18 protein-coding genes and 1 tRNA gene are annotated in these 23,302 nt (G+C 41.4%); 10 read left to right on the top strand and 9 right to left on the bottom strand.

What is annotated here, in order from left to right; translation table 11 throughout:
* Positions 1-965: 965 nt before the first annotated feature.
* Together FTT85_RS07295 and FTT85_RS07290 are read left to right on the top strand one after the other, a co-directional pair.
* Positions 966-3,200 carry an NADP-dependent isocitrate dehydrogenase gene (locus FTT85_RS07295; protein WP_180183214.1) on the top strand — a complete coding sequence of 745 codons (2,235 nt, stop codon included), beginning with the start codon at positions 966-968 and terminating at the stop codon, positions 3,198-3,200.
* A 191-nt stretch (positions 3,201-3,391) separates the two neighbouring features.
* Positions 3,392-3,691: an HNH endonuclease gene (locus tag FTT85_RS07290; RefSeq protein ID WP_180183213.1), complete on the top strand. Its 300-nt coding sequence runs from the start codon at positions 3,392-3,394 to the stop codon at positions 3,689-3,691.
* Positions 3,692-4,178: 487 nt separating this feature from the next.
* On the opposite strand, the gene FTT85_RS07285 is transcribed toward FTT85_RS07290, so the two are convergent.
* The 9 genes from FTT85_RS07285 to FTT85_RS07245 form a co-directional block, all read right to left on the bottom strand.
* The gene (locus FTT85_RS07285; protein ID WP_180183212.1) at positions 4,179-4,358 is read right to left on the bottom strand and encodes a hypothetical protein; all 180 of its coding nucleotides are present in this window, start codon (positions 4,356-4,358) and stop codon (positions 4,179-4,181) included.
* Between the two features lie 169 nt (positions 4,359-4,527).
* Positions 4,528-9,498 carry a type ISP restriction/modification enzyme gene (locus FTT85_RS07280; protein WP_180183211.1) on the bottom strand — a complete coding sequence of 1,657 codons (4,971 nt, stop codon included), beginning with the start codon at positions 9,496-9,498 and terminating at the stop codon, positions 4,528-4,530.
* A gap of 678 nt (positions 9,499-10,176) precedes the next feature.
* The gene (locus FTT85_RS07275) at positions 10,177-11,478 is read right to left on the bottom strand and encodes a hypothetical protein (protein WP_180183210.1); all 1,302 of its coding nucleotides are present in this window, start codon (positions 11,476-11,478) and stop codon (positions 10,177-10,179) included.
* Positions 11,479-11,623: 145 nt separating this feature from the next.
* On the bottom strand, positions 11,624-11,857 hold the full coding sequence (locus FTT85_RS07270; protein ID WP_180183209.1) for a hypothetical protein: 234 nt from the start codon (positions 11,855-11,857) through the stop codon (positions 11,624-11,626).
* The gene (locus FTT85_RS07265) at positions 11,858-12,103 is read right to left on the bottom strand and encodes a hypothetical protein (protein WP_180155944.1); all 246 of its coding nucleotides are present in this window, start codon (positions 12,101-12,103) and stop codon (positions 11,858-11,860) included. It abuts the gene before it with no gap.
* A gap of 91 nt (positions 12,104-12,194) precedes the next feature.
* Complete coding sequence (locus tag FTT85_RS07260; protein ID WP_180183208.1) at positions 12,195-12,710, bottom strand: hypothetical protein; 516 nt, start codon at positions 12,708-12,710, stop codon at positions 12,195-12,197.
* 119 nt (positions 12,711-12,829) lie between these two features.
* Positions 12,830-13,033: a transcriptional regulator gene (locus tag FTT85_RS07255; protein ID WP_180183207.1), complete on the bottom strand. Its 204-nt coding sequence runs from the start codon at positions 13,031-13,033 to the stop codon at positions 12,830-12,832.
* Between the two features lie 114 nt (positions 13,034-13,147).
* Positions 13,148-14,569 (bottom strand): integrase arm-type DNA-binding domain-containing protein, encoded by a 1,422-nt coding sequence (locus FTT85_RS07250; RefSeq protein ID WP_180183206.1) that lies wholly within the window; start codon positions 14,567-14,569, stop codon positions 13,148-13,150.
* A gap of 163 nt (positions 14,570-14,732) precedes the next feature.
* A tRNA-Leu gene (locus FTT85_RS07245) sits at positions 14,733-14,819 on the bottom strand.
* A gap of 178 nt (positions 14,820-14,997) precedes the next feature.
* On the opposite strand from FTT85_RS07245, the gene queA reads away from it, so the two are divergent.
* The 8 genes from queA (at position 14,998) to secF (ending at position 23,259) form a co-directional block, all read left to right on the top strand.
* Positions 14,998-16,038, top strand: coding sequence for a tRNA preQ1(34) S-adenosylmethionine ribosyltransferase-isomerase QueA (gene queA / locus FTT85_RS07240; RefSeq protein ID WP_078191326.1), 1,041 nt, complete (start codon positions 14,998-15,000; stop codon positions 16,036-16,038).
* 21 nt (positions 16,039-16,059) lie between these two features.
* Complete coding sequence (locus FTT85_RS07235; protein WP_180183205.1) at positions 16,060-17,088, top strand: hypothetical protein; 1,029 nt, start codon at positions 16,060-16,062, stop codon at positions 17,086-17,088.
* A 54-nt stretch (positions 17,089-17,142) separates the two neighbouring features.
* Positions 17,143-17,709 (top strand): LemA family protein, encoded by a 567-nt coding sequence (locus FTT85_RS07230; protein WP_078191268.1) that lies wholly within the window; start codon positions 17,143-17,145, stop codon positions 17,707-17,709.
* 80 nt (positions 17,710-17,789) lie between these two features.
* Positions 17,790-18,686, top strand: coding sequence for a DUF4303 domain-containing protein (locus FTT85_RS07225; protein ID WP_180183204.1), 897 nt, complete (start codon positions 17,790-17,792; stop codon positions 18,684-18,686).
* An 80-nt stretch (positions 18,687-18,766) separates the two neighbouring features.
* Positions 18,767-19,897 (top strand): tRNA guanosine(34) transglycosylase Tgt, encoded by a 1,131-nt coding sequence (tgt, locus tag FTT85_RS07220; protein ID WP_180183203.1) that lies wholly within the window; start codon positions 18,767-18,769, stop codon positions 19,895-19,897.
* 106 nt (positions 19,898-20,003) lie between these two features.
* Positions 20,004-20,333 carry a preprotein translocase subunit YajC gene (gene yajC, locus FTT85_RS07215; protein WP_078191271.1) on the top strand — a complete coding sequence of 110 codons (330 nt, stop codon included), beginning with the start codon at positions 20,004-20,006 and terminating at the stop codon, positions 20,331-20,333.
* Positions 20,334-20,387: 54 nt separating this feature from the next.
* On the top strand, positions 20,388-22,286 hold the full coding sequence (gene secD, locus FTT85_RS07210) for a protein translocase subunit SecD (RefSeq protein WP_078194180.1): 1,899 nt from the start codon (positions 20,388-20,390) through the stop codon (positions 22,284-22,286).
* Between the two features lie 10 nt (positions 22,287-22,296).
* Positions 22,297-23,259, top strand: coding sequence for a protein translocase subunit SecF (gene secF, locus FTT85_RS07205; RefSeq protein ID WP_111885820.1), 963 nt, complete (start codon positions 22,297-22,299; stop codon positions 23,257-23,259).
* Positions 23,260-23,302: the final 43 nt, after the last annotated feature.

Here is a 23,302-nt window from a genome sequence, read left to right as displayed (position 1 = left end):
ATCGTTGCTGCTTTAAACTAGACCTTCTCGCTTTTTCTTTATTAACTGATGTTACGCACGTAAAAGTACTTATGCACTTTTAAAATGATTTTTAAGTCTATTCGACGGAGTCTTACATCTAAGGATTGAATAAAGGGATTAGCCTTCGGCTGGAGGTACTTTTGTTTCGGCAAAATGAGAAGCGAAGCTTCGTAAGGAAACCATCTTGCGGAGCAATGCTCCTCAGCGCAAAACTCGTTCACTACCGTCAAATTATTCAAAGCATCGCAAAAACATTTTTGATTAGAAGTAGTCCTGTCTCAAACACTTGCGGATGACCTTACCGTGTATCGTTCTTTTATTTGAAGCAAATTGCGCTTTGATGGTTACTGCGTAACATCAGTTATTAAACTAAGCTAAAGATTCGATTTATGCTTCTGCTGTACATAAACTCATTCTCCCAAATGACTGAAGCTAAAAAATAACCATGCCTTATTCATCAGATATATAAGTTATCGTATAAACATTCCGAGAGCGCTCAAAGTCAAACGGAGCATTGAACTCACGTCGTTCTTTTATAAAGTCACAGATCCTGACTAATTTTCGAACTTACGCACCAAATCTACACCTAAAAGCTAAGGCTTTCGGTTTGACCTGTCCTACGCTTTGCTTTACAACTAAATTTCGAACGAGCCATAAAGAACAGATCAGCCCCAAGAAAACGATATAAATTTAATTGTTCAATAGCTTTAAGCTATGAATAACAAGCTTTCAATATTCCCCTTCTCGGTTTTGCGCTAAAATTGGGCGTCAAACTGCACTTCTTTTGTATCATTTTTCTACGAAATGACCACATCACAGGATCTTGCGTTGACTGAAAAGCAACGAACCCCGATACTTTCATAGTTTTATTTAAGCAAATCGGTTCATAGAGGCGAGCCACAAGCTCGGACCTCAAAGACACAATCTAAAGCAAGGGGCTATATATGGCTGGTGGAAAGTCAACTATCATCTACACACTGACCGACGAGGCGCCATTATTGGCGACTTACTCTCTGCTGCCGATCATTGAAACCTTTACTAAACCTGCTGGCGTTGAAATCGTTAAACGCGATATCTCAGTTGCAGCACGTGTACTCGCTGAATTTTCAGACTACCTAAGCGAAGAACAAAAGGTGCCAAATAACTTGGCAGAGCTTGGACAATTAACCCAAGATCCAAGCACAAACATTATCAAACTTCCGAACATCAGTGCTTCAGTTGGCCAATTAACTGCTTGCATTAAAGAATTACAGTCTAAAGGTTTTGCAGTTCCGAACTACCCAGAAAACCCAGCGACTGAGGAAGAAAAAGAAATCAAGGCGCGTTATAGCAAATGCCTAGGTTCTGCTGTAAACCCTGTACTTCGTGAAGGTAACTCTGACCGCCGTGCACCTACTGCAGTAAAAAATTACGCGAAGAAACATCCTCACTCTATGAGCGAATGGAAACAGTGGTCACAAACTCACGTTTCTCACATGGACGAAGGTGACTTCTACCACGGCGAAAAGTCTATGACTTTAGACCGCGCTCGCAATGTAAAAATGGAATTGATCACTAAGTCTGGTGAAACTGTTGTTCTTAAGCCAAAAGTTGCGCTTCAAGATGGCGAAATCATCGACTCAATGTTCATGAGCAAAAAAGCACTTTGCGACTTCTATGAAAAAGAATTAGATGATTGTAAAGAAGCTGGCATTTTGTTCTCTCTACATGTAAAAGCGACCATGATGAAGGTGTCTCACCCAATCGTTTTCGGTCACTGTGTGAAGATTTACTACAAAGAAGCATTCGAAAAACACGGCAAATTGTTTGATGAGTTAGGTATTAACATCAACAACGGTATGTCTGGTCTTTACGAAAAAATTGAAACTCTTCCGACTTCTCTTCGTGAAGAAATCATTGCTGACTTACATGCTTGCCAAGAACACCGTCCTGCACTTGCAATGGTTGATTCAGCAAAAGGCATCACTAACTTCCACTCACCTAATGACGTAATTGTAGATGCATCTATGCCTGCAATGATCCGTGGTGGCGGTAAAATGTGGGGTGCTGACGGCAAACAGTACGACTGTAAAGCTGTAATGCCTGAATCTACTTTCGCGCGTATCTACCAAGAAATGATCAATTTCTGTAAATGGAATGGTAACTTTGACCCACGTACTATGGGTACAGTTCCTAACGTTGGTTTGATGGCGCAAAAAGCTGAAGAATACGGCTCACACGACAAAACTTTCGAAATCACTGAAGCGGGTGTTGCAAACATCACTGACCTAGAAACTGGTGAAGTGTTGATGTCACAAAACGTGGAAGAAGGCGATATCTGGCGTATGTGCCAAGTGAAAGACGCTCCAATCCGTGACTGGGTGAAACTTGCTGTGACTCGTGCACGCAACTCAGGCATGCCTGCGATCTTCTGGCTTGACCCGTACCGTCCACACGAAAACGAATTAATCAAGAAAGTTCAAACTTACTTGAAAGAGCACGACACTACTGGTTTAGACATTCAAATCATGTCTCAAGTACGTGCTATGCGTTATACACTTGAACGTGTTGCTCGTGGCCTAGATACAATTTCTGTAACTGGTAACATCCTACGTGATTACCTAACAGACTTGTTCCCAATCATGGAATTGGGTACTTCTGCGAAAATGCTTTCTATCGTGCCTCTAATGGCTGGTGGCGGCATGTACGAAACTGGTGCGGGTGGTTCTGCGCCTAAACACGTACAACAACTTGTAGAAGAAAACCACTTACGTTGGGATTCTTTAGGTGAGTTCTTGGCGCTTGCTGTTTCTCTAGAAGAAATGGGCATCAAAGAAGACAACGCGAAAGCTAAACTTCTTGCAAATACGCTTGATGCTGCGACTGGTAAATTGCTTGACAATGACAAGTCTCCATCACGTCGTACTGGCGAACTTGACAACCGTGGCAGCCACTTCTACCTTGCTAAATACTGGGCTGAAGAACTTGCTGCGCAAGACGAAGATGCAGATCTTAAAGCGAAATTTGCTCCTCTTGCTCAAGCACTTGCTGACAACGAAGAAAAAATCGTTGCAGAACTTGCTGAAGTTCAAGGTAAAGCTGCGGACATCGGTGGTTACTACGCTGTAGATACAGCGAAAGTAAATGCTGTAATGCGTCCAAGCGCAACGTTAAATGCAGCTCTTGAGGCTGCTCAATAAGTTGATGCTGAACTAACGCAAGTTAGGGATGTAAAAAACCAGCGCGAAAGCGCTGGTTTTTTTATACCCTCATTTATATAGTGTTATGACAACTCTTTCATTTAATGCTTAGATCTAAATTTTATGAATGTGATTTATCAAAGGTTAGGATTTTTCATTCAACTACAGCCCTAAAATAAGGAAAACCTAAAATGGCAAATTCATGGGGAATACCAAAGCACATAGAAGATGCGGTCTCGGAGCGAGACCTGTGCTGTGTATATTGCGGCAAAAAGTTTGGCACTGAAAGAGCCAACAAGAAGTCTTGGGAACACATTATCAACGATATAAGAATTACAACCTTAACCAATATTGCATTGTGCTGTGTTGGCTGCAATGCATCTAAAGGCAATAAAGACTTAACAACTTGGTTCCACTCTGAGAATGCTCGAAAAAGAGGTGTCAACACTGAGACAATTGCAGATGTCATCAAAGTAGCTTTAGATAGTTAATAAAGCTTTTAAATACTACAAGCCCTATAAGGCACCCGATCAATCACATTTGATTATTGTATTGATCTAATAATTTAAGCTTAGCATCTGATTCCACCATGAGTACCCAAACAAATTTCAGGTACTCATTTTACGAAATGACCACCTGAAACGTGGCTAGTGAAATCATTCGAAATTTTCTAGGAATTTGATATAAGTTATTAATTTTTCACAATAAAAAACCCCAAGTCTTAATAAGCTTGGGGTCTTTTAGAATTTTGGTCCGAGGGTCAGAACCAAATCCAACATCCAACTAATTAATTTATAAGAACATTAAAGAAATTACATGCACTTTATATCCTTATTCATATCCTTATTTATTCATTTACCCAAGTAATGAATAACTTCCATTCAACCTGTTTGATTTCACAACGTTATCAATATTTCCCATAAAAAAAGCCTACTAATTCAAGTCGACTTTGCTAATTAGTAACAGCTCATCACTACATCACGTTGTAATGAAATAGCTACTACACGGCGTATTAATGAGTAAACACTCACCTGTACCATCTTGGATGTGATAAATGATTTCATTGAGCGTTTGTTCATGCTTCACAATATTTCCCGAGCATTCAGCATGTTCAATTAAGTCCGCAACTTCATCTAGCTTTAATAACGTAATTTTCATAATTGTCCCATATGGGTTTTAAAAGGGACTCTTACTTTATGTCATAAAGCGAGATAAGCGCGCAGTGACTTCGTTTAAAAAATCAGCACTCATTCAAACTTTTAGAATTATTTGTTTAATTTTAAATCAAAAAACGGCGCAAAATGCGCCGTCGATTTAGTTGTTAAAGTTAAATATCCAACTTCGGCAATGACTTCACAATCCTCATCGTTTCAAGGCTAACAGTAATGACACGTAAGAACAATTCAAGCGGGTACGCTGGGTTGTTCATCGTTTCAATTGCCCAATCATTTGCATCGTTTACTATACCGCTGTCTTTATGCGTAGAAACGCCCTGACGCTCCATTACCCATTCAAGTGCTGGCTTACCATTTACCACGTAGTCATAGGCTTCTAACGGAATGTCCTTGATGGTGATGCGCTTGTTGTAAACAACAGTGCCTTTTTCGCCTTTCTTGGCAAACTTCATTTTTTCGACATAGAAGTCCTGATCGGTCAATTGGTTGTAAGGCGTGCTACCTGTATCCAATGTTGCCTTGTAAGGCTCAACAGTTTCATAGTTGAGATGCCTATGCGCAAGGTCACGACCTGCTTTAGAGAACGCCCAAAAATCTTCTGCTTTCTTCACGCAAGGAATACGTGGTAGCTCTTTGGTGAGGTTGTCGGCATAGCGTGTACGGTATTCTTCGCTATGGAGCAAACCGTAGGTGTAGTAGAAGATGTCTTCTTTAGTGATCTGTTCGCTAGGATACGCCGTTTGGAAGTGCTTTAAGCCCTCATCACTGATGCCATCTTTGCGTTCGTATTTGGTTTCAGTCACGGTTAAATCAAGTGATTCGTCGAATAGATCACCTGAGCCTACTTTTTTATCTTGCTTGACTTCTTCATAGATGTTTAAAGGGAAGCACTGTGCATTGTAATGGAATTTAAAATCCACTACTAAATTAGATATTAGGGCAGAAAATGGCTGCGATTCCCCCTTACCAACAACACAAATAATTAGATTCTTTGTCTCTATTTGCTGAGGGAAAATATCAGGCATTGAATATAAACTATGATTGAAATTTTTATCGTAGAACAACCATTCTTTAGTGAAAGGTCTATACAAGCTTTGGCGTATTAATTTTTCCGAAACTTCTCTCTTTTGATTTTTTAAAATACCGTTTATTAAATTTGTTCCCCAACTAATTCTCGTAGCATCTTTATTTACGAAATCATTAACTAAGGATTTTTTTTCTAATAGTGTTGAACTTTCATGTGACTTATTAAATCTTTCAACTTCATCATTATAGAAATCGACCATATTGCAAATATTTTTTTGGAGTTTTCTTTTATTAAAAGCATATACCCATGCATCTCGGCTTGAAATTGTTCCATTAGAAAGCTTGTTAAACAAAACCTTAGGCAAAGTCTTGCTTTTATCTGCTATTAACATATGATTTTCAAAATCATAATCACGTTGATTAATCCAATCCCCATGTTCATTAGGTAAAACTTTACACCATCCTTTCGCTGCCATGATCCCCTGTAAGCTTTTAAACTCATTGATCTTCTCTAATTTTTCTTCACGACTTAAATAGTCACCAATATCGTGGAAATAGATTTGCCCTTGTTGATCGGCATTAGGATTCTTCACTAAGATTGAAATTGCAATTGGCGTTCTTGTACCTTGTCCAAAAACGTTATCTTTTTCTTTGCGTCGCTGTTCACCCGACGTTCTAGCATTACCACGCAAATGGAAAATATAAAGACTACTAAATTCGTCAGCTAGACATTTACGCATACCATCTGCTGTATTTGCATCAATAAAACCAGCATTCGTAACAAAACCAATCACCCCTTGAGTAGAGATACGATCACTCGCCCAACGAATTGCACGAATATAAGAATCATATACCGCTCGTTTGCCACCTTTAGTTAATGCATTTTTGACATATGTCTCTGCGATTCTATTGTCTAAAAGTGGATATGATAGATTTCCATTATTGTCATTAGCCGAATCTTGACCTACTGAATATGGTGGATTGCCAATAATCACCTGAATCGGTAATTCTTTTTGACGTTTGCGTCGTGCGCTGTTATCCACCAATACCTGATCGACTAAATCGTCCTTCTCATACATTTGGAAAGTATCAGTTAAACAAATACCCTCAAAAGGTGTGTAATCATCAATGATTTCGTGGTGGTAGACCGCTTCAATATTAATTGCCGCAATGTAGTAAGCGAGCAATACCAGCTCATTAGCATGAATCTCGTTCTTGTATTTGTAGGTCAGTTTCTTCGGTGGAATTAAACCGCTTTGCAGTAAACGAGAAATGAATGTCCCTGTACCAGTAAATGGGTCTAGAACGTGTACACCTTCATCAGCAAAGCTCTTCCCGAACTCTTGTTGAAGTACATCGTTAACGCTGTGAATTATGAAGTCCACCACCTCAACAGGCGTATATACGATACCTAGACGCTCGGTCATACGCGGGAAAGCATTACGGAAGAACTTATCATATAACTCAACAATGATTTTCTGTTTACCTTCCGCACTATCAATACCCGATGCACGGAGCTTCACACTGTCATAGAAGCGTTGTAGTGCTTCAGTCTCGCTGTCGAGTTGGTGCTGATCTAGAACATCCAAAACCTTTTGCATGGCTTTTGCCATCGGGTTGTTGGCTGCAAAGCTATACTCGTCAAACAAGGCATCAAAAACAGGTTTAGTGATTAGGTGTTGAGCCAACATTTCAATGATTTCAGCGTCCGATACCGCATTATTTAAGTCATCACGGATTTCAAATGCAAACTCTTCAAACACGGCACGTTCGTTGTCGCATTCAGGACGCTGTAGAATATCCGTAATAAGCTTAATGTGGGTTTGTGCGATCTTAGCAATGTCATTTGCCCAATCTTCCCAATGATGGCGATTACCGACTTTCTGCACAACTTTGGCAACGATAGCACGCTCAATTTCACCCGACTCAAAGCTGAAAGACTGTTGAGTATCTTCAGTTTCATCTTTCTTGGTCTTTTTCGTTGGTGTACCAATCGTTGAACCACCTTTACCTGCACCTTTTTTCTTGGCTTTAGCTGCTACTTTGTCTGTGATCGCAATCACTTCCATTTTAGAACGGTCAATGCCTGTTAAGTCCATCTTGTTGATCATGGCATCAAAGCGATCATCGTGAGAACGGAGCGCATTCAGCACTTGCCAGACCACTTTATAGGTCATGTTGTCATCAAGGGCTTTGTTCGCGTCTACGTTAGGCGGAATCACGACAGGTAAAATGACATAGCCTTTCTTTTTAAGATTTTCACCAGTTACTGGATCTTTTACTGTCCGCATCACACGCCCAACAGATTGCACAACGTCTACTTGTGAATTACGAGGTGTCAGGAATAAAACTGCATCAAGTGCAGGCACGTCTACGCCTTCCGATAAACAGCGTACATTGCTCAAGACACGACAAATCGGACGTTCTGTACCATCTTCATCTCGTTGCGGTTCAGGTGTAGCTTTTAACCAATTTAGCTTTTGTTCTTTTTTATCTGCACCCATACCGCCGTCAACATGCTGTGCTTCGCAAATTAGGCGGTGTGAAATTTCATTGCCTTCTTTTGCTTCAGCTTCTTGATATGCTTCTACGACCGTTTGGAAAATGTTCGCAATTCGTGTCGAACTAACTTGGTGTTTACGGGCTTTCTCGGACTGATCAATCACCTGACAGAATGCTAAAGCACGTTGCATTGGGTCGGTGTCTTCTTCGACATCCGCATGAATGCCTTGTTTAGACAAAGCTTTCCAACACCCGACAATACGCGCCGCATCGTCGACGACGATTTCACTGTTCTCGGTAATGGTGCTGCCGATCTTATTAATGATCGTGTCGGAATCAACCGTAAGTACGATGACCTTATAATCGACCAATAAGCCGCGCTTTACTGCTTCGGAAAAGTTAATGGTGTAAAGCGTTTCACCGAATAACTTTTCATTGTCCATCGAATACAAGGTGTAATCGGTCGCGTTATTCTTCACGTCATCCGAGAAAATACGCGGAGTCGCCGTCATGTAAAGGCGCTTTTTCCCGAGAATAAAACCACCATCATGAATCTTGACGAAGTTTGAATCATCTTCGCTGTCATGTGTTGAACCAGTTGTACGGTGCGCTTCATCACAGATGATCAGGTCAAATTCAGCCATTTGATGTTCATTTTGAGCATCACTAACTGTATTAATTGAATGGTAAGTCGAGAACACAACAGTCATGTGCTCGCTATCGTGGTGCTTCTCTACGTTCTCAGCTAACTTTGCTGCATCTGTCGTCGCAGGATATTGCAATTCATGCTCTAGCGTTGTGACTGCATCAATCGCCGTGGCATTTTTCTTCTTGCCAACTTCAGTATCCGAACAGACTGCGTAACTATGCAAAGGTGTGGTTGATTCTTGAGTCCACTCAGTGAGCGTTTGAGATAACAATGACAGGCTTGGAACAAGGAACAATACACGCTTGCCTTTACCCGCGCATTCTTCTGCAATTTTAAGGCTTGTAAAGGTCTTGCCTGTACCGCAAGCCATGATGAGCTTACCGCGTTCAAGCTTTTGCTCGTATAAGCCAATCTTAACTTGGGTAAGCGCATTACGCTGGTGCTCGCGTAGTTCTTTCTTCTTCTTAAAAATGACTTCTTTCTTTTCCGCAAACAGTGACCAATCAATTGCACTTTGTTCTAAAGTATCAAGGTCTATCTTAGTAACGGGCGGGTCTTGGTTTTCAAGCGTTGCCAGTGCATTGTCCGACCATTCATGTGTAGTGCTGACGATGATACGGCGCTTAAAGTAAGTCTTTGATGCCGCTGACAGGAAACTGTCAATTTCGGCTTTAGTGACCTTACGATCTGCATCGTACAGTTTGCATTGAATGGCCTGGAATTCACCGTCTTTGGTGGTCGCTACAAGGTCAATCCCTGTGTCCTTACCCGATAATCCTTGAGCTTTAGCCCACTCAGTATAGGTTTTAACTTCCGTAAATAAATCCGCATAAAACGGCTCATTCTTAAAATACTTAATACATAGCAGCTCAAAATAAGTGCCTTTTTCGCGTTCCGTTTTCGCTGTTGTTCTATATGTGTCTATTAGGTCAAAAAAAGATGACATTGCAAAGCCCAAACTGCCCCGATATTTACCCGCTATATTAGGCAAAAAAACTATAAACCCCAAACTTTAATTCAGGCATCACCGATGGGCTTGAATACGCGTTTTCAAGAGGTTTTATTTACTGATAGTAAAGTACCACCTTGAAACATAATCGGGCTTACAACAGCTCTCAGCGTGTTATAGGGCATATAATTTTAAGTAGTTAGGCTTATTGTGCAAAATCAGGTTAAGTTAAGTTGAAGTAAATATTAAGTTTTCACTTGAATGAAATATAAGAACTTTTCAAAAAAAATGCCGATTGACGACTGCTGTGCATAGATAGGTTGTTTTTCAACCTAAGACTTCGCTCATTATTTGATCTTCGTCATGGTTGAGATTTTGCATAGCGGTAGCGGTGCAAAATCGAAATGTGTTGCGTGGATCTTGATTGTGGGTGTATGAGCATGGGCGAAAATTGGCGGAGCGGTAGCGAAGGCAATTTGAGTGGTGGGCGGTTTGTCTGTTTGTTCTTTTACGGTCGTCAGTCGCTTTGCTCCTTCCTCTCGTTCATTAATCGTTACTCAATGTATTAATAGGTATATGTGTTATTACTGTTATTAGGCCGACTTGTGTACCAAAAACCGCTCTAAGCCACTAGTTGTATGGTTTAGGGCGGAATGAGACTAAAAAAAATTGCCCCTAAATTTGCGAATTAAAGCTTTTTCGCAAAGTCTTTACAGCATCCCGTTTCACTGTATTCAGCCAAGCGAATGTTTCGATTGCATCAGACGAACTTCTCTTGTGTCGACTAATACTCAGCGTGGCTGCTTGTTCTTTTCCAAACGGTTTTACTTGGGTAAAATACTCGTCTTTCTCGGTAGGCGTTGCTCGTTTGCTCAAGTGAGTAAACGGCATTTTCTTGAATCCACAAGCGATGATCTTAGGTAAGTTGTCTAGCTGAAGACTGATCTCCTCATCCTTGAAAGCCGACTTTCTCAAAGTCACTTCAATCCGCGCTCTGTGTTGGTCTTTCGGTAAAGCTTGACCACCCTTGTCGGTTCGTTTGAAGTACACCCTCACACAGAATGCATCACTCCGATGATCGCCCATGCCGATGTTGTACCCATCCTCAATAAGCTCATATAGAGCATGTGGTGAGGTCGGTATATCCTGTCGCGTTCCTTTTGTTTTGTAGATGCGTAGCAGCCTCGCATCTGCGGGGTATCGCATAGCTTTATGCAGCTTGATAACCATTGCTGCACCGTGATTGCAACCGTAAAAGTCAAGAGAAAGTTCAATAGCTTCAATCGTCATTTCTTCGCGTTGTGCACCGTACTGTTTGACTAGTAAATCGGTGATCACCTTCAAGTCTTTCTTGTTTCCAACGTCATGCAATCGAATTGTAAATGACGCGTCATCTTGGGTGACGTGACTATCATCGGACGCAACGTAGTGGCGTGTGCCTGTGCGCTTAGTGATGAACTCTTTAATGCGGCTACATGCATCAGGTGCTTTGTAGAATTGACATACGATAGGGTCTACCGTAAATCGCAAGTCTAGCCAATCAATCACGGCTTTGATCTTTTGCACTGATGCAAACGGCTCTACATTGATCGGGCGATAAAGTTCGGCATCTTTCACGTTGTCAGCAACACGCGCTTGCAATGCGTCTAACAGCGCATGAACTTCCGCCGTGGGTGTTTTTAGCGTGACCGTTGTCGGCCTAACTGGCTTTGGAGGTAAAGCCTTTGGCTTTTTGATTCGCGTTACCTTTAGCTTATTCGGTTGGCTATTGTCATTCTCGCCTTTAAGTTCAATATCGCTCCAAGTGACTGAGGGCATAAACTCGGATTCATCGTTGAAAAAATCGAGAACAAAGCTGTCTAAATCCGCTGTAGCCTCATTGACCTCAAGGTGCTCGCGTGGGCTTAAATATTGCGTGACAGTTAATTCTGTCGCAACATCATCATTCAGCGCGTTTAAATATTGTGTAATTTCCATGCTTTGCCTAACTGCTTTAGGTGGCAAAAACTGCTATAATGACCGCTAGTTTGTTGGTCACTTGCTCAGTTTTGCCGACTGTGTAAATGTGGAAAGGGAGATGCTTGAACATCTCCCTTTTTACGTCTGTGGCTTACTAAAAGCCCTAGATCAGTTGCTGTTTCAACTCAGTTATGACCGCCTGCGCGTCAACTTTTTCCTTCGTGACAACTTCAAGATAGTCGGCGATCTTCCACCCCGCATCCTCAATGCCGTCGCTGCTGTTCAGGTCTAAACCTTCGGGGTTTTCAATGGCGTTCTGTACCGCTGATTTGATTAGCTCTGACATCACGTCTACGGCGTTGACCGTAGTGCCGTCTTTCATTATCACTTCAGTCATTTATGCCACCGCCTTAGCTTTGTTTTGGTAGTAACCTTGTTGTTTGAATAGGCTTGCAAATGCCTTCAATCCGCCAATGGTATACATTAATTCACCGTCAATTAGGTGACTATGAACACGTACACCATCTTGTTGTCGCCACTTTTTCGGATTCCAATGTAGGTATCCCCACCATTGCTGTTTTGTTTTATTTGGCAATTCCTTTGCCAAAAATTGTGCTGCTTCGTTCATTGTGAACATTTGCATTGTGTTGCATCCTTGCTGTGACCGCTATTGAGACGGTCTGCTGTTATTGCGTTATGAGGCAGTTAAAGCCTCTTAACAATTGTGATTTACCCTAAAGCCCTAAGCGTTTAGCTTGTGCTACTGCTTCGAGTATTTCGTTTGCAAAGGCTTCTGCATCCTCTGTAGTAAGTGCTGATACCCGCAGTGGATGATTGATTTGCAATTGAATTGATACGGCATTTTTCTTTCCACGTTCAGCATTGTCGGCTATCAAGTTCACCGATGCGCCTTTCCAAACGTAACCAAAGTTTTGCCCAAACGAGTTCTGATTTTGCTGATCATTCAAGCCGAAATGCGCCGTAATTTCTGCGACCCGCGACTGTTGGGCTTGAGCCGCCTTTTTTTGAGCTTTAGCCTTCCGCTTAGCAATGAATGCCTCTAGGTCAGTGGACTTGTACATTGCAATGTTGTGCAACGTCAGTTCATAAGGAATTTTTCGATCAGGTTTAACATTCGGCTTAGCATTGTCATTCAGGAATCTACGCCATTGAATCGGTGACTTTGAATCGTCAAATTCATGTAGGCGCTGCGCAACCTGTGAACGAGTCATTAATTTTGATCTTGCCATTTTCAATCCTTGATGTGGCTTTGTTTTCAGACTGCCATTGTACATCCATGAGTAGGAAATTAAAACCACTATTGGAATTAAAAAGGAGGCTATCGCCTCCGTAATTTAATCAAGAACATTTAAGCTGCGAGTTTTTGCTTTTCATGCCATTCGACAAGCGAAGCATAATCAAAGTACACATGCGATTGTCTTGATGTTCCACTTTTTAACGCTTTTGGAAACTCAGGGTCATTTATCATTAATTTCCGCAGTCCTTCTCGTGTTACATCTAACATCGTGCATACTTTATTCATCGACAGTCGCAATGGCTGAATTGCTTGCATTCTAAATAGCTCCATATGTTCGCTTATATTGCTATATTAGTTTAGTCAGCTTGATGTAGTTTCTCGAAAAACAAGACGCCCAAGCGTTCGCTTTTCAATCAAACAAAAATGCAGTTAACTTGCCGCCATCATAGCCATTTGAAGCTTAATAAGTTTTCCATATTTAAAACTTTGCACACCATTACGAGCATCTTGTAATAAAGTCTCTCTAAACTCCTGTGGTGAGACATACTGACCATGATTTAACTCAAGATACTCACTCCACCAGTCCATCATAATTTTACGTTCTTCAAGATGATCAATATGGTGTGTATATGCCCATTCAACTTCATTGTCAGTTTTATGACTCATTTGTCGTTCCATTGCATCACGATCAAATAATCCACTTACACCCAATGCTCCACGAGCCATACCACGAAAACCATGCAAACAAACTTCTGTTTTCGTATCATATTTCATACGAGTCAAAGTTTTATTCACGGTATTTTCACTAATAAATTTATTCAAATCATGATCAGCAGGAAAAACGTGATTACTCGTTCCGCTATACAGTCTCACTTCCTCAAGAATGCTCTTCACTTGACGTGATAAGGGAACGATATGATCTTTTTTCATCTTTGCCCCACGATGCGAATTTTTGCAGTCTTTAACTGGTGTTCGTGTAGCAGGAATCGTCCAAATCCCTTTTTCAAGATCAAATTCCGACCATCGTGCGAACATCATTTCACTTGAGCGAGCAAAAGTATGCAAAGCAAATTCGGTATATAACTTTGTAAGTGGATTGCCTGTATCATTTTTCAAACGCTGGAAAAATTCAGGCAAACGTGTCAGTGATAATTTTGGATAGTGCTTCTCTTCTCGTTTCTGCGTAAGCGTGTCCTTTAAGTGAATGGCTGGACTGCGTTCAATGTAGCCTTTACTAACCGCAAAGGCAAAAACCGCTACCAACCTTCTTTTTACTTTGTCGCAAACTTCGCCGAAGCCCTTAGCTTCAATATGCTCAAGGATTGCACTCAAATCTCGCGCCGTGATTTCGTCAATCAGCTTTGCGCCTATCATCGGGAAAACGTACATTTCGAAATTGCGTAGTGATTTCGAAATGGTTGAATCATGACATCCCGATGATTTTGCATAGGCTACATGCCAATCCCTTGCAATCCACTCAAAGTCGAATCTGTTGTTGAGTTTAGTTTCCTCAACTTTTAAAGCGTCAATCGGATCAATACCATTAGCTATTTGTGATAAATAGCATTTGCGATAGCCCCTCGCGTCATCCAATGACACAAGAACACCTTTAACGCCCGCTTTTGAGTAATCGCCTATCGTGATAACGCCGTCTGTCGGCTTGCCTTTGTCGTTAAGGTGATGCTTTCGACCGTAAATGAATTGCCACGTCTTAGTACCTGAAGGTCTAACAATTAAATAAAGTCCGTTACCGTCAGCAAGTTTACTGTTAACAAATTTGCCTTGCGCGTTCTGCTTCGGCTTTGCCGAAGCGCACTTAGTATCAGTGAGGGGTTTGACGATTTTAGCCATAATAAAGATACAAATTTCGAAAAGATAAACCGTATCTTTAATCGTATCTTTAAAACATTGAGATGTGTATAGGCATGGGTTGGTATGCAGAAACAACAAAGCCCTGAATTATCAGGGCTTTCGAAGCTTATATACCATCGATTGGTATATAATTTTAAATATGTGGTCCCGAGGGTCGGACTCGAACCGACACATCATCTCTGATAGTGGATTTTGAATCCACCGCGTCTACCAATTTCACCACCTCGGGAAGGTGTTGAAACGTATAATAAACTGTTTCAAAAACTTGTCAACGCATCATGTTCTCATTTGATTAAAAATAAACCGTATAAGAATTTTTAGATGGATAATCCATCAATTTCAGCGTTAAAACCTAAAAAAGCTTATACTAAGCCAAATTTCATTATCCCCTTTTCAGATTTCTTAACATGCAACTTTCTGACTTTAACTTCAATCTCCCTGACGAACTCATTGCCCGCTATCCGCTTGAAACACGTAGTGCATCACGCCTGCTCCATCTTGACCTGAATGGCGAATATCACGACCATCATTTCACTGACATTTTAGACTTGCTCAATGAAGGTGACTTGTTGGTACTGAACGATACCAAAGTGATGAAAGCTCGCTTAAAAGGCAAACGCGCTACAGGTGGTGCAGTTGAAGTCTTGGTTGAACGTATTCTTGACCCAAAAACCGCACATTGCCACATTAAAGCCAGCAATACACCTAAAGAAGGTGCGGAATTATTTATTGGTCCAGACGAAGTTAAAGTGACCGTTCAAGGCCGTCATGAAAACTTATTTGTTGTGGAATTTTCACAGCCTATTTTACAAGTTTTAGATTTATACGGTGCTTTACCGATTCCGCCTTACTTTAACCGTGAAGCAGAAGCGATTGATACCGAACGTTATCAAACCGTGTTTAACGACCCAACCAAATTGGCGTCTGTCGCAGCACCAACAGCAAGCTTACATTTTGATGAAGCGCTACTCAAAAAATTGGCGGACAAAGGCGTAAATAAAACCTTTGTTACCTTGCATGTGGGTGCTGGTACATTCTTACCCGTGCGCACCAATGACATTGAAAATCACATCATGCACAGCGAATGGTGTGACGTATCAGAAGAATCTATGGCTTTAATCCGTGAGACAAAAGCACGTGGCAATAAAGTCATTGCTGTCGGTACTACAGCGACTCGCGCGACTGAAAGTGCCGCTCAAGCCAATGGCGGCGAACTCAAGGGTTGGACAGGTGATACGCAAATCTTTATCTACCCTGGTTATGAGTTCAAAGTGGTCGATCGTTTAATTACCAACTTCCATTTACCTGAGTCTACCCTGCTCATGTTAGTTTCAGCGTTGTCTAATCGAGACAATATTTTGAATGCTTATCACCATGCCGTCGACAGCCAATATCGCTTCTTTAGTTATGGTGATGCGATGTTAATTGATAATATTAACCACAAATAAAATTACGCTGAAATCATCCCTATGCCGATAGATTCTGTAAAGCACTCCATCCATATTCGTCGAAAAAAGAATGCTGTGGTTTTTCAGAATATCGCTCGGCTCTGGGATATAGGCCGAAACGCAAAAACTCACCAAGAACTCCTCGATGGACTGCATCCATGGAATGCACCCATTACGCTCAAATTTGAAAATTTACTGCCTCTAGCTTTAGCTGCGCTGGGTATCGGCTTCATGCTGTTTATTGTGATTCAGCCCGATCATGGCTGGGCACAGCTCTGCTTTGCTGCGGGGTTGGCCATGGTGTTTTGGGCCTATATCAGCTATGAAAAAGATGATCCGCTCGAAGAAGTTATTGCGTTTTTAGAAACCGAATGCATTGCCAGAAAATACCAACTGGCTTTTAACCGACAACCTCAATACATTTCAATGCCGCTGAATAATCTGCAATTTATTGGCAATCTTAAACGCATGTTCCCCGTGTTTAAGCAAGGCAGCCTTTCGAATGACATTCAGACCTTTGCTAGCACCGTTTGGGAAGACGAAAATCAGCAACAGCATCAAGTCATGGTCTTTCATTATCACTATGTGAATGAACTGAAGGTACGAGACAAAGATGGTGATGAGGTCACCGTCAAAGAAATTCATAAAGACCTGTGGGGCGTATTTGTTTTTGATATTGGCATCCATGGTCTTGCCGTATCTGCAACAGGCAAAAACTTTGGCTATCCCTATAGTTTTCCTTGGCACAGCAGCGATATTCAAACCAATCAAAAATTAAAGTTTTATGGCGATAACCAAATGGAAATCGCTAAATTGCTCAGCCCGGGCTTTGTACTCCGACTGGCGGATTTTTTTCAAAACCGTGAAGGTGATCTGCTATTTCATCCGAGCCACCGAATAATGTGCTATCTTGGCTCTACAGATTTATTTAAAGTCAGTAGTAAAGCAAAACGAATTCAGGATGTTTCTGCATTGCGTGGACATCTCAGAACCTTTAAATTAAATGCTTTAGAAAATTTGAAAAACGATTTAACGCAGTTTTTAAAATAGATTTCATACAATAATGTTTTAACTTACGACCTTTTATCTTGAGGATAAAATTTTATGGGGCTTTTGATCTTTGTTTTAATCATCATTGCATTGGTGATTGGTGCAATCATGATTCGCAACAACATTGTCCGACATCACAATGCAACCATTCGTGCATGGTCAGATGTAGCCAGCTATGAACGTCAAAAAATCAAAATTTTAGATGGATTACAGCCTTTGGTTGAGCAATATTCCAATTTTGAACAAGGGACTTTGGCAAAAGTCACTGAACTCCGTCAAAATATTATGAATTTGAACGTAAACAGTACCGATGTCAGCCAATTACAGCGTATTGAAGCCTTAAATCAAGATCTAATGCGCAGCCTGAATGTTGTGGTTGAAAACTATCCAGAGCTCAAAGCCAATGATATTTATCTGAAAATGATGAATGAAATTGAAGAACAAAACGAAAATGTCGGTGCGGCGATTACTATTTTTAACCGCAACGTCGAGTTGTTCAACAACCACATTCAAGTGTTTCCTAACAATATTATTAATACGCTATTGCTGAGTAAAAAAGCGGTTCGCCCTTTCCGCGATCAAGCTGCCAGCCAAAATTTTGATTATCGTCCGAACTTTTAAGTTCGGGCTTTAATGCACCAAAGTAAAAAAATAATGATGAGGTGATCAAGCACCTCCAAAACTAGAAAGAAAAATAAAATATGCAAAATCAAATTAATGCACTGAAAAATGTGCTGATTCAGGCGTTTTTCAAACTCTATGAACAGCACCAAGACGACCATATTTACGCATGTACGTTGGTGTTCAATCCCTATTTTTCCATGGACTATATCGCTGTCTCTACGCAGCGTAGTGTTTTTGCCGAAGATGAAGATTCTGCTCAATATCTTGCAGCGCGTGATCAATGGAATGTGTCGAAATGGCGCTATCGTAGTGCCCTTTCCCTCGACCAAGACTTGGCGCAGTTTAAACTAACATCTGTAAATGAAGTTGGCTATTTAAACCTTGATCCATCTTCGATCGAAAGCTCAATGAAGTCTGAATCGGCTAACCATCTTTCAATCTTGCTCAATGCCATACAACAAACAAAAGTCGACTTGGCTCAGTCCTACGGCATTGAATTGGACAATATTCTGTTTTTTATCATGGTGCCTACACAGCCCGAAATAGAGATTTATTCAGCTCAGGTTTTAAATCCTCCAAGTACACAACTTGACGATTTTCTTAAATCCAAACAACCGCTCAAACTCGACAGCTTACCTAAACGTATGAAGCTGTCTCAGTATGATAAAGACCTGCTGATTGATTTGGCACAAATCGTTGAAATACAACCTTATAACTATTTACATGTTGCCAATGAAGTCTATCTCTTAAGCTTAGAAAAAAGCTATGCAAGCACGAACCCCTATATTCAAAAGCTTATTGACAGCATCGTGGCCATGACATCGGACCCGAAAGGCACATTTGCGATGGAAAAAGAAGAAATTTTGCAGCGAATTAACCAGTTCTATTTTAATGCCAAGAGTTCAGATGAAGTCTTGTCACAAGACGCAATCTATAAATTTACAGACTTAACACCCGACAAAGCTAGCGTTTAACCGCAGAATCAAGGAAAATAGAGCACTTTTAGCACTCTTACCATCAGCGAACTGTTTTTTCGCCTTGATCTGGACCTTGTATGAAGTTTGAAAAATTGGCGCAATCGGGCCGTGCTCGTCGCGGCCGTTTAACCCTTGAACATGGTGTCGTTGAAACACCTATGTTTATGCCTGTCGGTACTTACGGTACTGTAAAAGGCATGCTCCCACGTGACATTAAAGAAATTAAATCCCAAGTTATTTTGGGCAATACCTTCCATTTATATCTACGCCCAGGCCTAGATGTTATTCGTGAACATGGTGGCTTACACCAATTCATGAAATGGAATAACCCGATTTTGACAGATTCAGGCGGTTTCCAAGTCTTCAGTCTTGGCGCTATGCGCAAAATTAAAGAAGATGGCGTAACTTTCCGCTCTCCGATTGACGGCTCTAAAGTCTTTTTATCCCCTGAAATTTCGATGGATATTCAGCACACGCTGAATTCAGACATCGTGATGATTTTTGATGAATGTACGCCTTATCCTGCGACACATGAAGAAGCGCAAAAATCATTGCAGCTTTCATTGCGTTGGGCGAAACGTTGTAAGACTCAACATCATGACGTGCTGAAAAACCGTAATGCCCTGTTTGGTATTATCCAAGGCGGCATGTATGAAGATTTACGTGATGAATCTTTAAATGGTCTGAAAGAAATTGATTTTGATGGTTATGCCATTGGCGGCTTGTCTGTTGGCGAACCAAAAGAAGAAATGATCAAAGTATTGGATTATCTTCCAGAGAAAATGCCTGCGGATAAACCACGTTACTTAATGGGAGTCGGTAAACCAGAAGATATCGTAGAAGCGGTTCGTCGCGGTGTCGATATGTTTGACTGTGTGATGCCAACTCGAAATGCACGTAATGGTCATTATTTTGTGACCGACGGTTTAGTGCGTATTCGCAATGCCAAATATCGTCATGATCAAAGTCCGCTTGACCCACATTGCAACTGTTATACCTGTACAAATTTCACCAAATCTTATCTCTTCCATCTTGAGAAATGCGGCGAAATGCTCGGTTCGATGCTCGGTACTATTCATAACTTACGTTATTACCTACGTCTAACTGAAGCGATGCGTGATGCTCTCGATCATGGCACTTTTGATGAGTTTGTTGAAGACTTTTATCGTCGTCGCGGCATGGAAGTGCCACCTTGTCCTCAAGATTAATTCTTTCAGTATTTGCGCTGAAGAAAAAGACAAGGTAAATTGCTGAACAAGTCCAATTTATTTATCAAAGTATTGATAACCAGTTTTTTTAGTTTAGGAAAATGAAATGAGCCTTTTTATTTCTACTGCTCACGCGGCAGGTGAAGCTGCACAGCAACCAAGCATGATGGCAAACCTGTTGATGATTGCGGTATTTGTCGCAATCTTCTACTTCTTGATCTGGCGCCCTCAATCAAAACGTGCAAAAGAACATCGTGCACTAATTGAAAGCCTAGGTGTTGGTAGTGAAGTTGTTTTTGCGGGCGGTTTAATGGGTAAAATCACAAAAATCGAAGGTGATTTTGCAGTTGTTGAACTGAACCGTGGCGTAGAAGTAAAAGTACAACGCGCAAGTGTGATTTCAGTTCTGCCTGAAGGCACTCTAAATAACCTTTAATCAAAAAATAAGTCGTGCACCCGCACGGCTTTTTTCATTTTAAGAAGAAAACGAATGCGTTACCCAGCATGGAAATATCTACTGATTCTAGTGGTACTAGTCATCAGTACATTATATGCCCTGCCAAGTTTGTATCCTGATGAACCTGCTGTTCAAATTTCAGGTGCCAAAGCCGGTACCCAGATTGATCAAAGCATCGTACAAAAAGCAGAGCAGATTTTAAAATCTGAAAATATTGCCAGCCATGACAATAGCTTCACCAATAATGCCGCTTTATTACGTGTTGATTCGAGCGAACAACAATTAAAAGCGAAAGAAGCACTACGTCGTGGACTCGGTGAAAATTATGTCGTCGCACTGAACCTTGCGCCTACTACCCCAGAATGGCTACAAAAAATTGGTGCTAAACCAATGAAGCTGGGTCTGGATTTACGTGGTGGTGTACATTTCCTACTCGAAGTGGATATGGATAAAGCCATTTCACAACGTATGGAAACGTCTGCGGCTGACTTACGTCGCCAACTTCGTGACAATAAATTAAAATTCAATAGCTTATCTTTGAACAACAACACCATTACGATGCAATTTGCAAATAATGATGACCGTTCTGCAGCTATGGATTTCCTTCGTCGTAACGGCAATGAATATACTCAACAAGCCGTTGCAACAACTGAAGGTTCGACTCTTCGTCTAAGCTACACAGATACACGTAAACAAGAAATTCAGTCTTATGCTGTCAACCAAAACTTAACGACTTTACGTAACCGTATTAACGAGTTAGGTGTAGCGGAAGCATTGGTGCAAACCCAAGGTAGCAACCGTATTGTGGTTGAATTACCGGGTGTACAAGATACTGCTGAAGCAAAACGTGTACTTGGTCGTACTGCAAACCTTGAGTTCCGCTTAGTTTCTGACTTAAATGATCAATATATCGATCCTTACACAGGTCAAGCAAAAGGCTCATTACCGCCAGGTACAGAAGCATTTGCTTATGAATCTTTGGACAGCGGTCGTCAATTATTGCTTAACCGTAACCGTATCTTAACAGGTGAACGTGTACAAAATGCGTCATCAGGCTTTAGCCAAGATACAGGTGGTGCTGAAGTAAATATTACTTTGGATACTGCGGGCGGTAAGTTGATGTCTGAAGCCACTCGTAATGCTGTAGGCAAACGAATGGCTGTTCTGTTCATCGAGAACAAACAAAAAATTAGTTATGTTGCAGATCCTACAACAGGCACACAAACTGAAGTTCGTACACCTTATACCGAATCTGTGGTCATCAATGCGGCAACGATTCAAGCCGTATTGGGTTCTCAGTTCCGTATTACTGGTCTGGATTCACCTCAAGAAGCATCTGAACTTGCATTGATGTTACGTGCAGGTGCATTGGCAGCGCCAATGTACTTCGTGGAAGAACGTGTGATTGGTCCGAGTCTCGGTCAAGAAAACATCGACAAAGGCGTGTTATCAACTCAAATCGGTTTCTTATTGGTTGCGATTTGGATGGTGGTCTTCTTCCGTGTGTTCGGCTTGATTGCCAACTTTGCACTCGTGGTTAACCTTGCCATGATTTTAACCATTATGTCTTGGATTGGCGCGTCCCTCACCCTTCCGGGTATTGCAGGTATCGTAATTACCATTGGTATGGCGGTCGATGCCAACGTACTGATCTGTGAGCGGATACGAGAGGAAATTAAATGGGGTGCCTCGCCGAAACAGGCGATTGTTGCGGGTTATGATCGTGCGTATAACACCATCTTTGACTCCAACTTAACCACATTCTTGGTTGCTTTCATTCTGTTCGCAATTGGTACAGGCCCAATTAAAGGCTTCGCGGTTACCCTAATGATTGGTATTGTCTGCTCAATGTTCACAGCAATTACTGTGACACGTGCAATCGTACAAATCATTTATGGTAAAAAACGTAACCTGAAGAAGTTGAGCATTTAGGAGATCGAAGATGACTGAAAATACTCAACCGAAACAATACGGCCGTCCTGACAACGAGCGCATTATTCCATTTATGAAGATTGCCAAACCGGCAGCCTTGATATCGATTATTTTAACGCTCGCAAGTATCTTTTTTATTTGCACCAAAGGTCTAAACCTCGGTTTGGACTTTACTGGCGGTGTGGCAGCAGAGTTGAACTATAGTCAACCAGTAAAATCTACCGATGTGAGCTCAGCGCTGACAAAAGCTGGTTTTAAAGACCCTGTGGTACAAACCTTAGGATCTGACCGCGACCTGATGGTTCGTATGCCAGTTCAAAAAGACATTGAAGCTGAAGACCTAACCAAGGCCATTACGACTGCCGCTCAATTGCCAGGCAATAAAGCAGAAGTACATAAAGTTGATGTGGTTGGCGGTCAAGTCGGTAATGAACTCTACGTGCGTTCTGCTGGCGCTGTAGGTCTTGCCCTACTGCTCATGCTGGTTTATGTCACTATTCGCTTTGAATTCAAACTTGCGATGGGTGCTGTACTGTCTTTATTCCACGATATCGTGGTGACCATTGGTATCTTTGCCATGATGCAGTGGCCGTTTGACTTAACAGTTTTGGCTGCGCTACTCGCGATTATCGGTTTCTCGCTCAACGATAACATCGTTGTATCTGACCGTATTCGTGAAAACTTCCGTAAGATTCGTGGTGCTGAGCCTCTCGAAGTTGTCAACAGTGCATTAACTGAAACACTTCGCCGTACCATTCATACCTCAATGACACTATTACTGGTTGTTGTGGCGATGATGGTACTGGGCGGTGATGGTCTGAAATGGTTCTCTGTTGCAATGTTTGTTGGTGTATTTGTGGGTACATATTCATCAATCTACATTGGTACAGCCTTCGCACTATGGCGTGGTCTGAACCGTCAAGACTTCATTGTACAAGTGAAGCCTGAATTTGAAGAAGAAGAGATTCCTTAAGGTTTTCAACTTTGATTTCAGTTCAAAACCCATCTTCGGATGG

The organism is Acinetobacter sp. YH01020, assembly GCF_013420275.1.
In the GTDB taxonomy this organism is placed as follows: domain Bacteria; phylum Pseudomonadota; class Gammaproteobacteria; order Pseudomonadales; family Moraxellaceae; genus Acinetobacter; species Acinetobacter amyesii.
Note: the sequence above shows the minus strand (reverse complement) of the source record. Positions and strands in the feature narration are given on the sequence as shown.

Coding starts and splice junctions, on each gene's coding strand:
- queA (WP_078191326.1), top strand. CDS start 14,998: ATGCAACTTTCTGACTTTAACTTCAATCTCCCTGACGAACTCATTGCC.
- secD (WP_078194180.1), top strand. CDS start 20,388: ATGCGTTACCCAGCATGGAAATATCTACTGATTCTAGTGGTACTAGTC.
- tgt (WP_180183203.1), top strand. CDS start 18,767: ATGAAGTTTGAAAAATTGGCGCAATCGGGCCGTGCTCGTCGCGGCCGT.
- FTT85_RS07260 (WP_180183208.1), bottom strand. CDS start 12,710: ATGGCAAGATCAAAATTAATGACTCGTTCACAGGTTGCGCAGCGCCTA.
- FTT85_RS07250 (WP_180183206.1), bottom strand. CDS start 14,569: ATGGCTAAAATCGTCAAACCCCTCACTGATACTAAGTGCGCTTCGGCA.
- FTT85_RS07295 (WP_180183214.1), top strand. CDS start 966: ATGGCTGGTGGAAAGTCAACTATCATCTACACACTGACCGACGAGGCG.
- FTT85_RS07280 (WP_180183211.1), bottom strand. CDS start 9,498: ATGTCATCTTTTTTTGACCTAATAGACACATATAGAACAACAGCGAAA.
- FTT85_RS07235 (WP_180183205.1), top strand. CDS start 16,060: ATGCCGATAGATTCTGTAAAGCACTCCATCCATATTCGTCGAAAAAAG.
- FTT85_RS07275 (WP_180183210.1), bottom strand. CDS start 11,478: ATGGAAATTACACAATATTTAAACGCGCTGAATGATGATGTTGCGACA.
- FTT85_RS07225 (WP_180183204.1), top strand. CDS start 17,790: ATGCAAAATCAAATTAATGCACTGAAAAATGTGCTGATTCAGGCGTTT.
- FTT85_RS07290 (WP_180183213.1), top strand. CDS start 3,392: ATGGCAAATTCATGGGGAATACCAAAGCACATAGAAGATGCGGTCTCG.
- FTT85_RS07270 (WP_180183209.1), bottom strand. CDS start 11,857: ATGACTGAAGTGATAATGAAAGACGGCACTACGGTCAACGCCGTAGAC.
- yajC (WP_078191271.1), top strand. CDS start 20,004: ATGAGCCTTTTTATTTCTACTGCTCACGCGGCAGGTGAAGCTGCACAG.
- secF (WP_111885820.1), top strand. CDS start 22,297: ATGACTGAAAATACTCAACCGAAACAATACGGCCGTCCTGACAACGAG.
- FTT85_RS07230 (WP_078191268.1), top strand. CDS start 17,143: ATGGGGCTTTTGATCTTTGTTTTAATCATCATTGCATTGGTGATTGGT.
- FTT85_RS07255 (WP_180183207.1), bottom strand. CDS start 13,033: ATGCAAGCAATTCAGCCATTGCGACTGTCGATGAATAAAGTATGCACG.
- FTT85_RS07285 (WP_180183212.1), bottom strand. CDS start 4,358: ATGAAAATTACGTTATTAAAGCTAGATGAAGTTGCGGACTTAATTGAA.
- FTT85_RS07265 (WP_180155944.1), bottom strand. CDS start 12,103: ATGCAAATGTTCACAATGAACGAAGCAGCACAATTTTTGGCAAAGGAA.